At 59.4% G+C, this 13,394-nt stretch carries 9 protein-coding genes; 4 read left to right on the top strand and 5 right to left on the bottom strand.

Features of this window, described 5'->3' with window-relative positions:
* Positions 1-135: 135 nt before the first annotated feature.
* The 3 genes from P3T24_RS32410 to P3T24_RS32420 form a co-directional block, all read right to left on the bottom strand.
* The gene (locus P3T24_RS32410) at positions 136-969 is read right to left on the bottom strand and encodes a hypothetical protein (RefSeq protein WP_429440909.1); all 834 of its coding nucleotides are present in this window, start codon (positions 967-969) and stop codon (positions 136-138) included.
* Between the two features lie 16 nt (positions 970-985).
* Entirely contained in the window at positions 986-1,684 is a 699-nt protein-coding gene (locus tag P3T24_RS32415; RefSeq protein ID WP_429440910.1) for a hypothetical protein, read from the bottom strand.
* Between the two features lie 98 nt (positions 1,685-1,782).
* On the bottom strand, positions 1,783-2,973 hold the full coding sequence (locus P3T24_RS32420; RefSeq protein ID WP_429440911.1) for a PIN domain-containing protein: 1,191 nt from the start codon (positions 2,971-2,973) through the stop codon (positions 1,783-1,785).
* A 128-nt stretch (positions 2,974-3,101) separates the two neighbouring features.
* Here P3T24_RS32420 and P3T24_RS32425 point away from each other — a divergent pair, with 128 nt between their 5' ends.
* The 3 genes from P3T24_RS32425 to P3T24_RS32435 all read left to right on the top strand — a co-directional run bounded on the left by P3T24_RS32425 (position 3,102) and on the right by P3T24_RS32435 (position 5,694).
* The gene (locus P3T24_RS32425) at positions 3,102-3,821 is read left to right on the top strand and encodes a hypothetical protein (protein WP_429440913.1); all 720 of its coding nucleotides are present in this window, start codon (positions 3,102-3,104) and stop codon (positions 3,819-3,821) included.
* 150 nt (positions 3,822-3,971) lie between these two features.
* Complete coding sequence (locus tag P3T24_RS32430; RefSeq protein ID WP_429440915.1) at positions 3,972-4,313, top strand: hypothetical protein; 342 nt, start codon at positions 3,972-3,974, stop codon at positions 4,311-4,313.
* A gap of 154 nt (positions 4,314-4,467) precedes the next feature.
* Positions 4,468-5,694, top strand: coding sequence for a tyrosine-type recombinase/integrase (locus tag P3T24_RS32435; protein WP_429440916.1), 1,227 nt, complete (start codon positions 4,468-4,470; stop codon positions 5,692-5,694).
* Positions 5,695-7,431: 1,737 nt separating this feature from the next.
* On the opposite strand, the gene P3T24_RS32440 is transcribed toward P3T24_RS32435, so the two are convergent.
* Both P3T24_RS32440 and P3T24_RS32445 read right to left on the bottom strand, forming a co-directional pair.
* The gene (locus tag P3T24_RS32440; RefSeq protein WP_429440917.1) at positions 7,432-8,409 is read right to left on the bottom strand and encodes a ParB/RepB/Spo0J family partition protein; all 978 of its coding nucleotides are present in this window, start codon (positions 8,407-8,409) and stop codon (positions 7,432-7,434) included.
* Positions 8,406-9,614, bottom strand: coding sequence for a ParA family protein (locus P3T24_RS32445; RefSeq protein WP_429440918.1), 1,209 nt, complete (start codon positions 9,612-9,614; stop codon positions 8,406-8,408). Before P3T24_RS32445 ends, P3T24_RS32440 begins: the two co-directional genes overlap by 4 nt.
* Positions 9,615-10,739: 1,125 nt before the next feature.
* Here P3T24_RS32445 and P3T24_RS32450 point away from each other — a divergent pair.
* Positions 10,740-12,137 carry a replication initiation protein gene (locus tag P3T24_RS32450; RefSeq protein WP_429440920.1) on the top strand — a complete coding sequence of 466 codons (1,398 nt, stop codon included), beginning with the start codon at positions 10,740-10,742 and terminating at the stop codon, positions 12,135-12,137.
* Positions 12,138-13,394: the final 1,257 nt, after the last annotated feature.

Raw genomic sequence — 13,394 nt, forward strand, 5'->3', positions numbered from 1 at the left:
GCCACCCGGGACGCGAAGAAAATCGCCACATCTGATAACCGGAGTTTTCACGAGTGGCGATTTGAGATATCTGGGAGAGGTAGGAAAAATGTGGCCTGATACTCAGACCCCGGCGCGCACCGGTATACCGCGCCTTCAGCGATAGCCCGGCTGCCGGGTCGAAAGTGTGCGACGGTACTGTTCGTTGTCGAGGAGCAGGTGATCGACGCGCTCGCGCAGCTGCGTCACCTGGCGGCGTAGCGCATCCGCTTCGGCGGACGCCTGCAGGCGGACCGCGTCGTTCTGCGATTTCAGGAACCGCTCGGTGCCGGCCAGCTGCCCGGCTGCCTTCGCCAGCGCCCCAGCCCCGCTGGCCGATGCGGCGATCGTCCGGTGCAGATCCTCCAGCAACCCGGCGATACGGGTCTCGGCCACGGTAGCGCGTGCCTCGGCCTGCGCGGCTTCGCGACGCAGCCGCGCGTTTTCTTCCTCGAGGCGGCGTACGCGGGCGTGCGCGTCAGCCAGCGACGCCTCGGCGAGCTGCAGGCGTTGTGCCGCGCTGTCACTCTCTGGCCCATCCATGTGCAGGGTCGCCTGCGCGCCGCGCTGCGCGAGCAGCGCATGCAGCGGCACCAGCGCCTCACGGACCACCGGCTCAAGTGCCCTGCGCCATGCGAGCACGTCGACGACCGGCGCTGCTTCGGCGTTCCCCGCCGCAGGGGTCGGTGCCAGTGACTGCGCGCGGCCGATCGCCTTCTGCAGGGTCTGCGAACTGGGATTCCGGCTGACGCCCACCTGGGGCGCGACGTCGCGCAGCAGCCTGGAGTAGGTCGTGGCGCCGTACAGGCGGCCGGTGAGCAGGCGGACCTCATCGATCAGCGCGTCAAGAAAGCGGTCGTTGTCGAGCGGGAAATCGCGGTCGAGCGCGGCCAGCGCGTTCATGATGGCGCGCAGCTGTATATCGCTCCATTCGATTTTCGGACGGGTCACGGCGCGCTACCCCTGTTCAGACGTGGTGGTCGCGCCCGGAAATCGACGGCGTCGGGTCCGGTTCGTCGCCCATCAGCGTGCGCAATTCGGTTTCAAGGGCAGCGATCGTCGCTGGCAACTCGTTGTTCACCTTCACATAGATATCCAGGTGGCGTTCGTAGTCCTGCTTCGGCACCACCATCATCTGGTAGAGATTGGCGTTACTCACCAGCGACTGCCGGATATGGTCGATCTGGTCGCTCAGCGATTTCGGCAGGAAAATCTTTTTGTCCGGGTAGGCGTCCTCGAACGAGACGCTCGCCTGGTACACTGCCTCAGACCGTTCCTCGTTGGTGGGTCCGCGCACAAACAGGTTGGGCTGCACCATCTGATGCACCGCCCGGTGAAAACGCAGCAGCATCCCGTGCACCGAAGCGATCGCCTCGAAGCGTCGTTCGACCAGCCCACCGAACTGCGCATTGCGCGCGGCCGCGGCGATCGCCAGTGACGTACGAAGCTTCTCGAGTTCGGCTTCGCCCTGCCCTTTCAGGGTCGCCCTGTAAGTCTCGAGCTTCAGGGCTGCCTCGGCCTGCAGCTGCGCCTTGAGGGTTTCCAGCTTTTCCGCGTACTCGGCCTGGATCGCGCCGCGTACGCGCTCGCCGATCCAGGTGCGCAACAGCCACACAAGCGCGGCCGTGAGTGCGACGCTCACGCCGGCCGACGACAGCATCACCACCGCGAAATCCTGCCAGTCCGTCATACCGCTTTCCCCTCACCCAGTCTGTTGATCATGATCATCACTGTGGGAACTCGACGCAGTGGAACTTGTGCATGTCAGGCGCGGGTGACGTCTCCGAGATCCAGCGTATAGCTGGCCGGAAGGATTTCGACGTCATTCACTCGCATCTGATCTGGACTCCGGCCATGGAAAGTGACGGTGGCATCCAGCGCGACATCCTTCTTGCGTGTTATCACGACCGGCCAGACCTCCCCTGGACCGCCGTCTCGTTCAAGGATGCGGCTCGCGACGGAAAATCTCAGTCCGACGATCAGCCGTACCTGCGTCACGAGCATTTTGTCGTTCCGCAGCACCGCGGAGAACCGCATCTCGAGCGGACCCTCGGCAAACCGGACGCCAAGTGGCATCACCTCCATCCTGTCCTTAATCCAGAGCCTGTCGCCGGCACTGCCCAACGTCTCGATCTGCAGCGCGTTGATCAACTGGCTCGAGACGGCCGCCTCGATTGCTGACCGGATTCCATGCGGGTCGCCTTGATCGAGCGACTCGGCGAGAAGCTTGCAGGCATAGAGTGTCGTGTGATGTTGGAACGCCATCAAGGCGTCGGCCAGATTCTCTACGACGTGGATGCGATCAGTCAGTGTTGCGAAGCGCTTCCAGTCCGAGTCACGCGATACCGCGAGGACATCTGTGCCGTTGGCTTCGGACCAGTCCTTCAGGGCAAGCAGGGTCACCGCGTCAGGGAATTCGTTTTTCTTGTCTCCGGTGGCGGCGAACGGCGCCCGCGCCTCGAAGTAATGGTCCATCAGGGTCGTCACGTCGACGTGACGCCCGCAGTCAATCACCCGCGCGCCGGTGCGCTGGATCCACGTGGCAAGTCGCGCACGACTGGCCGATTGCGCCGCCTCGGTCGTGGCCTGGGCTGCGATAGCGTCGCACTGCGCCTCGATGCCGTTTATGAGCCCCGCACGTTGCGACAGACGAAGCGCGCGCTTCAGGCCCGTTTGTGCTTCCTCGGCTTTCCCGATCAGATGATTCTCGAGTTCACGCCGCGTCACATCGGGCATCAGGACTTTCACGCTTCCGTCGGCGAACTGCTCGACCCGTCGCAACAGGCCCGACTCCAGTTCAAGCTGGTATTGGTCAAAGATCGATGTGTCGATCACGATGGCGCCGTACCCGCCTCGGCGCGCCTTTTCCTCTATTGGTTCCTGCTCCACAGATCCTCCCTGTTGGGCCGCCCGCGCGACCGCTTGCTGCAGGAATTCTCGCATCTTCAGGATCATTTTTACCAGCGTTTTTATGATCTTGATTTCCTCTAGGGAACATTACCGCCATAATGTTCCCTAGTTTTGATATCGTCCCGGAGTGCCTAACGACCGTCCAGGCCCTCTTTTTTCAACCGGACACTGAAGTGTCGAAGAACAGCAGCATGGCCGAACACCACCACCTCCCGCCACTCGCACTGGCACGCCGCGCCTGTGACGACCGGATCGCCCAGCTCGAGCGCGGACTTTTCCCCAGCGGCGTGCAGCTGGAACACGGCGCATTCTTTGTGTGCGTGGCGGTGCCGGTGCACACCGTCATCACCGAAATCGAGCAGCGTGAGTTCGACGCGATCTGCGCGGCCGCCGCCGAACTGATACCGGCGCGCCTGTGCGGCCAGTTCGATCTCGTCCGCGTCGGCTCAAAGGCAGGCCAGACGTACGTGTCGGCCCGGCAGGATGGCAAGACCGAGCATCTCTTTTATGGCCATGTATCGCGCGCCGCGCACATCGAGCTGGTACTTGGCCGTTCAGCCTTCGTTCACACCGGCTTGGTATATCAGGGCATCCAGTTTCCGGAAAACTACGAACGACCGTTTCTCGAGTCGGCGCTCCCGGCAATCCGGCGCGTGCTCGGAAGGCTCGACATGCCCGGCCCGGTGGCTCTGGCGCTCGGCCTCGTACGTCTCGGCGGCACGCCGGTGGTGATCGATCCGGTTGCGCCGCAGAACACGCGACTGCATCCGGCCAACCGGGTGGTTGAACACGTCGAGCTGGAAAGCGCGGCCGAGCTGACACCGGCGACGCTGGAGCGTCCCCTCAAGAACCTCTGGGCGTCGCTCACGTCCACGGCGGAATCACCATCATGAAGAATCCGGTCGTTTCCACGGTCCCCCAGGGCAATCCGCTCGTCGCGCTCGGCCGTGAGGTGCTGGCAAAGCTGGACTCGGAAGAGGCGGATTTTGCGCCGCCGCGCGGCGACCAGCTGCCCGGGTTCCATCCGGTGCCCAACCAGTGCCATGACAACGCGGACCGATGGGTCAACGCCAACCGTGCTTCGCGGCTGGCTGCTCGATACCGAGGACGATCCGGACACGCACAGCCCCTATCGCTTCCTCGCCCATTCGGTCGTGCTGACCGCACGCGGGAACCTGATCGACGTGACGCTGCCGGCGACCGAGCGATCGCGGCGTTTTCTCGTGCATCCCTACGGGATATGCGGCTTTTTTGCAGTGCTGTGCCGCGTGGGCCTCGACCACCCCGCCCACGAATTCAGGGTCGAATCCGCCGCGCTGAGCGACGCGCTCGAGGCGGGCCGGGATTTCACAGCGGACGGTCCCACCGCCGGGGACTGTCTGTGAGCAGCCCCTCCTTGCCCTTGCTACTAGCCGTGACGAGCACCCCGCCGCCCTGCATGACCTTGTGGTCCCGCGCGAGCGGGCCAGCGGCGACGGAGTGCGCGCAGACCGTTAGTTGCGTTCGGCACTTAACCCCGGCAGACCGCGGAGCCTCTCGATGACCCCGGTGGGCCGTCGTGAACCAAGCGCGGCCGTCGCGGCCAGCGGGCCGCGGGCAGTCGTCGCCCGTCGCCCGAACCGTCTTCAGAGTCCGATCCTCCCACCGGACCTGTCGGACGAGGACGTGGTCGGCCGCTGGCTAGCCGCCAAGGCGACTGGCCGCGGGCGCCTGGCGGCAACCACCCTCGCGCAATACCGGACCGAAGCCGAGCGTCTATTCTGGTATGCCGGGAAGGTGGGTGCACCGATCTCGACCTGGACGATGGACGAGTTCGCCGGGTACGTGGGGTTTCTGCAGGCGCCGGCGTCGTGGGCCGTGCGCAAGCCCGGCGTAAGGCGCGGATCGCCGGACTGGCGGCCGTTCCTAGGGCCGCTCACAGATCGCTCGGCCGGCCAGACCCAGAAAATTGTCACCGCGCTGTTCGACTGGCTGCGCGACGTCGGTTTCCTGCAATTGAATCCTGCCACCGGGCTGCCGACGGTTGGCCGTCACGAAACGGACAAGCAGGCACGCTTCCTCTCTCGCGACGACACCGCACTGTTGCGCGAGGCGATTGCGGCCCGCGCGGGTGCGGAATCGGGCCGCGAGACACGCTTGGCGAAGGCGCGCGACCTGTTCGTCGTGGATCTGTTTGAGCGGACCGGGCTGCGTACCACCGAGGTCGTTCAGTGCCGGATGGGCCATGTGAGGATCGAGCCAGTCCCGGAGAGCCTGCGGCGAGAGTTTCCGGATGCCCCGCCGTTCCAATGGCTGCTGCGCGTCGAGCGCGGCAAAGGGGGCAAAGCCCGCTGGGTGCCATGCGACGAGATTGCTCTCTCACTGCAGGCCTACCGGATCGCGTTTGGGCTGCCACCAGTGCCGGCGCCGGACGAGGACGTGCCGCTGCTGCTGTCGGTGCGACGCTCCCGTTGGGGCCAGATCAAGGGCATCCGCGCCCGCACAGCGATCTGGAAACTCATTACCGGCCTGTGCAGGGAGGCGCTCGCCTACGCACGGACGCACGGTCGAATTGCCGATGCCGATCGCTTCGAACGCGCTTCAACGCATTGGCTGCGTCACAGCTATGCCAAAGGGCTCGCCCAAGCCGTCCGCGACGGTCTCGACGTCAACGCAGCGCTCGAAAACATTGGCCACAGCGACCTGCGGACCTTCCGCCAGTACGTCGACGACGAGCCCCTCAAACGCGCACTGGCCACCGCCCACGCGCGACGAACCGCCCGCTGAGGTGGTTTTTTTGCCCGAAAATGGGGCGGATCGTCATGAGGACGCTTGGCGACTTCGGGCAATTTCTTAAGGTTTTCTCGTTCAGCCACGCCACACGGGATCTTCAGGCGAATCGTCCCCAAAAAAGCTAACTTGTGCTTACTGCGCTTGGCCGCTGAAGGCGGAAGGTGGTTTCGACGCTTGGCTTGAGCGCATGCCGATCGGCAGCGCGCTTTTGGGAGCCGCTGGCGCACACCGTTGCGCTGCGTTTGCGTTTATCCAAGTGAGGAACGAACTCGAGGGCCGTACGCGCGTACCTCAACAAATACCACGAACAGCCGTAGGCGCTACGTGCTACACAAAAGAGCTGGAGCACTTTCTCCTTTGGACACTCGGCGTTCAGGGCAAGCCGATGAGTTCGTTGCTGGTCGACGACTGTAAAGCGTACAGGGACTTCCTCACGCTGCCTTCCCGTCTTTCGCTGGCCCGACGGGCTGAGCGCGCCTCAGCGCGCTGTCGACCTTTTGCAACCGATACTCTGACGCTCGAACCGCCGATATTTGCAATACGAATCCGCCGCGCGGCGTTCGCGGGGCTCGTAGACATCCGTTACCTCGCCGGCAATCCATGGAGGCTGTGACCGGTCCAATCGTTGTCGAGCGTGAAGATCTGACGAAAATCGCCCACACATTGCCGGGGGCCTGTGGGAACGAGTCCGAACCTTCATGGATCTTGAATCTGAGCCGACGGCAGCGGAGCAATCGCGGGCAACTGAAGTATCTCAGCGGGCAGCTCGGAAGCCGTTACAGCCTCGTGGATTCGCGCGAAGCCTATCGTCATGTTGGAGACCTTGAGGGGCCGCTGCCTTCCGTAGCTAACTGCATTTCATGGGGTAGCCGCTCCGACAGCGTGCGGCGACGCGAGGCGGTCCGTCGAAGATGCTATGTATTGGCTCTGTGTTGTGAGGGCTCATGTTTTATGGTCAAAGTTTCAGTCGAAGTATCCAGAATCGGAGAGGGTAATGAACCCCGAAGGGAAGCCCAACCCAGAAAGGCTCGAACTTTAAGACATTTCCGCTCGATATGCGGCCACGCTGTCTGCTCTGTCAGTTGCCCGTCGAATCCGATTCGTACTCCCGGCAGCAACCATCGTTGTTTGCCCTCTTAAAAATGTTCGGATTCGGGCACTTCACCCGCGGCAGACGGCTGCGGAGGATTTACGGCTAAGCAGCCGACTCGAGTTGCCCCGAAAGCAGGCCTCCATCGAAAAGTGTGCCTAGTAGCACAGGCTTTCACCGCCCATCGCAGAAATACCGCGGAGGGAGTTGTACCTAACTTCAGCCATGCGGCCGCGGGGGATTTACGGCTAGGCAGGCCACTCGGGTCACCTCGCAAGCAGGCCTCCACCGAAACAGTGTGCCTAGTAGCACACCATTTCAACGCCCCGCCGCTGAGGGGGGGCGGGGGAGGGGACGGCTAAATCCAGCGGTGCGGATCCGGGGATTTACGCCTAGCCGGCCGACTTGGGTCGGGTCGTCTCGCAGGTAGGGCTCGCCCGAAGTGTGCCTAGTAGCACACCCTCGTTCGCCACCGTGCGCCTCCGGTGCGCGGGGATTTGTGGCTAAGCACTCGAGGAGCCACGTGTTGAAAGCGCATTTGCATCGCGTACACCGGTGGCGTTAAAGCTAGCACGCTAAATCCGGCAGGGGGGAAAAGCCCGCATCGAGGCGGGCTCCAGACCTATCGACGATGAGTTCACTCAAGAGGGATCACCGTTAAACAACTCGCTGATGACTTGGCGAATCCGGGTCTCCTGTGCATCTGACAGGACGCCCGTTTTGATTTTTACGGTGAAGCTGTTCACGTCCTTTGTAATGCTGCCTGCGTGAGTATTTCCCGCAAAGAACTTCTCAATTGAGCGCTCGCGAGCCGTTGTGCTAGATGCACGACGGCCGACCAGGGCCGCAATCGCCGGCGCGTACTTACCTTGGTCAAGGTTTCCCGATACGACTTCCGGCCAAAGTTCGCGAGCAGCGGCTACAGCATTCTCACCATGCTTCTTGATAACATTCGCAATCGCATCGGCAGCATTGCCACCAATAAGCGTCGGATTGATATCAAGATCGCTCGTGATGAACGCGGGTAGGCTGTCGAATGCGAGGTATCTATACAGCCCTCGCCGGCTCATGCCGACAGCTTCGGCCAAGCGCGTGCGATTCGGAAATTCTTTTTCGGTACGGCGAATGGAGATGGAGATCTCATAGTCGGCCAAGTCATCCCGGCCGATGTTTTCCACCAGAGCCAGCACGGCCATATCCTGGTCCGTGCAATCAACGACGAGGACTTTAATTTCCTCAAGTCCCACCAGCTTATGTGCGCGCCAACGCCGCTCGCCCGCAACAATTTGATAGGCAGACTCCGCTCGGCGAACGACGATTGGTTGTAGCAGCCCGACCTCGCGAATCGACTCTGCGAGTTCAGACAGCTTCGCCTCGTTGAAAACCCTCCGGGGCTGCCACGGATTCGGCACTATCTCTGACACAGGCAGCACTGATTGCGCGCCGCGCGTCTCCAGCTCCTGAATCCTGATATTGGCCGCAGCCAAGGCGGCAGCCATCCCCGGCCCAGTCTTCGGTTTATCGTTTGTTTGCCTAGAGGCTGCGACTTCGTCCTTCGGGATATCCGAAGCAGCGCGCAGATTGGCGGTCTGCTCGGCCATTCGAGCACGGATGTTCATTTGCCGAGCCTCCACTGTTCGACGTACATATCGTCAATCCACTTGCAGTATTCCCTGAGCGGCTGACGAACCCGCTCGACAGTTTTCGAACTCGCGTCCTTCTTGCTTAGGTCAAACACCGTCGACAATGCAAGCGCGCCGCTACTCATCGCCGAGCTTGCCGGAATTTCGGTTGTCGTCAGCCAATCGCCATATGCCCGTTGAGTCCATGGTCGAACCACGGATGCCGACGAAGTCGGGCTGTTATCGACTTTTGAAAGGATGACGGAGATGAAGTCGTAGGCCTTGTTGGCCTCCTTTTCCATGAAGTTCCGCGCGATGTCGGAGAACAGCCCCCAGAACGACACGGAACTGATGAAGTCGAGGCTTTCCGGAACCAGCGGCATGACCATCGAATCCGCAGCCATCAACGCATTGAGCGTCAGATAGGACAATGAAGGCGCCGTATCGAGGATGATGTAGTCGTACTGGCTGCGAAGCGACGAGAGACCTTCACGCAGGATTGCCCAGAATTGAAAGCTGGGCCTGGTCTTGAGCATCGACGGGATGTAGAACTCGGCACTGAACAAGGAGGGATGTGCTGCGATGACGTCCAGACCGTCCCAGTAGGTCTGCTTGATGAATGATGACAGTCCGCCTTCGATGGTCTGGTCATAGATGAACGGCAGCACCGTCGAATCCTCGTCAACCTCCTTCTCTGCATACAGCCCGCAAAGTTCGGAAAGTGATGCCTGCGGGTCCAGGTCAATCGCAAGCACCCTCCGGCCGCGGAGCGACAATCCCTGCGCCAGACACATCGACGTCGTCGTCTTGGTCGACCCTCCTTTGAAGTTGGCGACGAGGATGACCTTCCCGTCCGCACCGCGCGACCCTGTGACCAAAGGTGACTGGTATATTTCGGACAGCTGCTGCACGTAAGTCCGCGCCTCGGCAAGTGTGAATTGGCGGCTACGACCAGTACCCGATGCTTCACCTGCTGGCAACGTGCTCCCTTCCCTTGTGGCCTGGTAATGAATCTTCGTGCGGTCCAGTCCGCAAAGCTCGGCGACCTCCGCCGTAGTGAATGATGGCGCCGATTTTCGCGGTTTCGGCGTCAGGATACTGTTACGCAAATCCTCCGTGAGCGTGTTCAGCGTCTCCGCGAAACCCGCAAGTTCACCCAAGGTCACTCTTCGCGTAATTGCAGGGAGTTCTGCTTTGGACATGGTTTTTAAGGTTTAGTCCGAAATCGTGTCGAAGCGTAGAATACTAGGAAAATGCGATAAAGTGCTAGTAACTTGACCACGTTTCTTAGAAAGAAGAGTTTGAGTGGCTATTTTGCAACCAAAAATGTCTGCGCATTTCATAATGTGGTAAGAACTGATTTCTATGACGCGTCAAACACATCTTTGATGAACGCATTGTCAAAGGTCGTGGTGAGGGAAATTGTTGAACCAGTGAAGGCTCGGTCACGAAGGTGGGTGAGACGTTTTGTTGAATCCAAAAGAGAAGAGGCGAGCGGGTCCGGTTCGAAACGATTACGATTGATCTGCAGTGCAGCAGAATCACTGCGTACAACAAGCCCACCCCACAATATTCCTCACCATTATTCGCTTTATCGGCCTGCCCCATAATCCGGCTCACCATGCGTGCGTAGCGCCGACAGTAATCCAACAAAACTTCTCACCATGCACTGGGGAGGGCGACCCGGCAGCCCACCACAATTCTCCTCACCATCGCGCCAGGAAAATCGGATTCCGCCTGGATACCCCCTAACTATTGAGGCCATAACGCTTTTCTCCTAGTTCGACCGAGGGCGGCGCTGGGGCCAACACAAATTTGCTCACCGTCGCCAACAAAAACGCTCACCAGCGTCGCAGATTGGGGCTCAGGATCCCCAGCACGTCAGACTTTCTCGACATCGAGGAACGCTTCAACAATTCATCTCACCATCGTGCCGGCTGCAACAGGAAGTCTCACTCTGAACGGGTAAACACTTCACTCTCATAGAGGACTTTCCTTCACCTTTTCCCTACAAAAAGGCTCACCCTTGAACCAAAATCACTCACCTTTGTCAAGTTAACTCATTGTTTTTGCTAGAGTTTGATCGCCCTTGTATGTTGGTGGGTTTGTTCTTTTAAGACTTTCAAAACACAAAACCAACGCCTTGACGGTGAGAGACAAAGCATCCTGCCGGCACTGTTGTGAGCCTAATTGTTGACCTGATCGGTTACAACGGTGGGTGAGCCTAATTGTTGAAACAGCATTTCGATGGTGAGCTCTTTTGTTTTGACATCTCACCTACGCGTGTTAGAGTTTTCCCCGGCTAACAACCAAGAAAGAGAGCCACGATGTCAATCGACCTATCGACTCGCGCAACATCGCGCCAGATGTCGCTCGAACTGTTTGAGGAGATGTTAGCGACCGACACGCCGATCCATAAGTCAACCAAGGAAATCGGCTATCAGCGGAACAACGTTTTCGTTGATGTCACGGATGTCGGAGTCACAGCTCGTCGCCTGCTTGATGCAGCGCACTTCATCGTGGCGCAAGAGTCGACCATACCGAAATACTACGACGTCGAATTGAGCTACTTCAGGTGGCTTATGCGTTACGACAGCTACAACTACAAGCATCTGAGGGCAGTCGTATCCGAAGCACAGAAAGCACTCATCCAAGTGTCCACGGCACCGCAGGGCAGCACCTCACCTGAAAACGAAAAGTGGGTTTCCGTGCAACTGCTCGGCATTGTCGGTATCGACAAAGGACGTATAACGTTTGAAGTCCCGCAACCACTCATCCGCCACATCAAGGACCCGGAAAAGTCGCACTGGTTGAGCCTTCGCATCACGTCAGCCTTCACCCTCACTTATGCACGTGCAATCTATGACCACGTCATTGCGTACGTGACGGACGGCATCACGGATTGGTTTGAAATCGATGTGGTCCGAAACTGGCCAGGCAAAGCGGGCTCCAGCGCAACAGTCTTCAAGTATTTCAAGCGGGACAGTCTAGAGCCTGCGGTAAAGCAAATCAACGAGGTCTCTGACATCGATCTGAGGTACGAGACGCGCACCGAGAGCCCCAAGTCCAAGAAGATTGATCGGATACGCTTCAGGCTTTCCAGAAAGGAAGGGGCCGACACCGTCCGCGCGAGCTTAATTGGGTTGAAGGAAACCTACACCACGTTGAAAAACGAATTCGGCTTCACCGAGAAGCAGTTCAGTGTCATCTCGCAAAACCGTGCCATCTGGTCCGATGAACGCATTCTCGATGCAATCGAATACACTCGCGCAAAGATTGATGATGCGAAAGTAATAAAGAGTCCTGCGGGCTATCTGATGAAGGCCATCACTGAGGGCTACAAGCTCTCGGAGGCTGAGCGCCGGATGAAAACCGTCCTGGCTCAGAAAGCCACAGAAGAGCAGGCCGAGGTGACAGCCAGAGCCACCACGAGAATCGCGGTTGAAGCGAACAGCGCAGCTCGTGAGGAAGAAGCCAAGCTGCGATTGGCCGACGAGGTCCGCGCCGGTCGCGAAGCTTTCGAGCTGGTCGACGCACGAGCGAGGAAAGACTTCATGCGAGCGTACATTGCGTCTCCTTCTGGCAAGCTGGCCATCAAGCGTCTCAAGTTCAACATAGCCACCATTGGCGAAGCAGACGTGCTCAACCACGCGGACCTTTCCTTTGCCTTCTACCATTTCGTGTACTTGCGCAACAAACCCAAGGCAGCCCGAGCGCGCGCCTGACCGGCCGAAAACCAACGGGAGCGGCAAGTGACCAAGTTAAGCTTCTTTACATCCTGGCTCAATCCTGACTCAGCCAACCTGATGGCGCAATATGCGATCCTTGACGACCGCAGCCGGCCGTACTACGTACACTGGATGACTCGCGTGTCCGGGTGACCGTCCTGATGAAGGTTTAGGACCGAGCCCTCGAAAATAGCATTCAGGCATCCGTCCGTTTCCCAGCGCCGGAAGGCACGATAGATTCACGTGTAATGGATCTCGGGGCGGCCGTGCCGATTCTTGTCGATTAGGAGGCCGTCCTGGTTTCGCATGACGCGTTCAGTGACAGATCTCACTCGCTCTACGTGTACGAGACCATTTCGTCAATCGGCGATCCTCAAAAAGACGACATCTGCATGGGCTAATGGTCGATATGTGACACAGTAAGACTAGGGATTTCTTTGAATAGCGCGGGCGTACCCGGATGGTTATGAAACGGCTTCCCGTGTCCGCGTCGATGTTTTTGAAACTCCCGATCGCGCCAGCGCCATTGCGGCGCGGCATGAACGAGGCCACAGGCGAACCGGTTCTTCTCGAACGGCACCACGGCTTTTTCATGCTTATCGAAGAAGACTAGGCAGACAGTGTGAGACATAGGGAAAGGGGAAACACCATGGCGAGGATTCATGTGCGCGGCGGTCGTCCGTTCTGTCAAACGAATAAAAGTTGGTACGAACTTTCTACTAAAGTCGAGACTTTCGGGATTAAGAGGGCACGTCGCAAGAGGAGGCCTTGAGTGCTAAGGCTTTGCGGCCAATTGACGTAAAGATGCAACCCCATGCCAAGGATGAGCGACCGTGCTGTCCGCACGATCACACCGTTGGAAGCCACCCGGTAGGGTAGTCGCAGCGCAGGTTGGAGCGGAGCGTCGTCAGTTCGACGGGCGTGCGAGCCGTCCGTGCAGCAGATATTTTCCTCTGACCTGCGTGAAAAGCGCGAAGCACGAGCATGTCCAAGCCGGTACATCGAAGTTTCCGGTAGCACGAAGATTACTTGGTACGCGGGGAACCTTGTCAACTGATCGACCATTTGAGTGCTATCACGCGATTAAAGTCAAGGCTTCATGTTCGGACTACGAATTCATCGCAGCGATTCGCCGCACAGCACGCGGACATGGGAAACTGGGAGCACCTCACCTAAGCGTTCGTGCCCGACGCGTTTTATGAATGATTCGGTATCCAAGCTATTATTTCGGGAACGCGTTCGGTCGGCTTGAGT

This window comes from Paraburkholderia sp. GAS33 (assembly GCF_050436645.1).
Classification (GTDB): domain Bacteria; phylum Pseudomonadota; class Gammaproteobacteria; order Burkholderiales; family Burkholderiaceae; genus Paraburkholderia; species Paraburkholderia phenazinium_B.

Excerpts from the sequence above, each read along its gene's own strand:
- P3T24_RS32445 (WP_429440918.1), bottom strand. The coding sequence starts at position 9,614 with ATGTCCAAAGCAGAACTCCCTGCAATTACGCGAAGAGTGACCTTGGGT.
- P3T24_RS32440 (WP_429440917.1), bottom strand. The coding sequence starts at position 8,409 with ATGAACATCCGTGCTCGAATGGCCGAGCAGACCGCCAATCTGCGCGCT.
- P3T24_RS32430 (WP_429440915.1), top strand. The coding sequence starts at position 3,972 with ATGACAACGCGGACCGATGGGTCAACGCCAACCGTGCTTCGCGGCTGG.
- P3T24_RS32420 (WP_429440911.1), bottom strand. The coding sequence starts at position 2,973 with ATGATCCTGAAGATGCGAGAATTCCTGCAGCAAGCGGTCGCGCGGGCG.
- P3T24_RS32450 (WP_429440920.1), top strand. The coding sequence starts at position 10,740 with ATGTCAATCGACCTATCGACTCGCGCAACATCGCGCCAGATGTCGCTC.
- P3T24_RS32435 (WP_429440916.1), top strand. The coding sequence starts at position 4,468 with ATGACCCCGGTGGGCCGTCGTGAACCAAGCGCGGCCGTCGCGGCCAGC.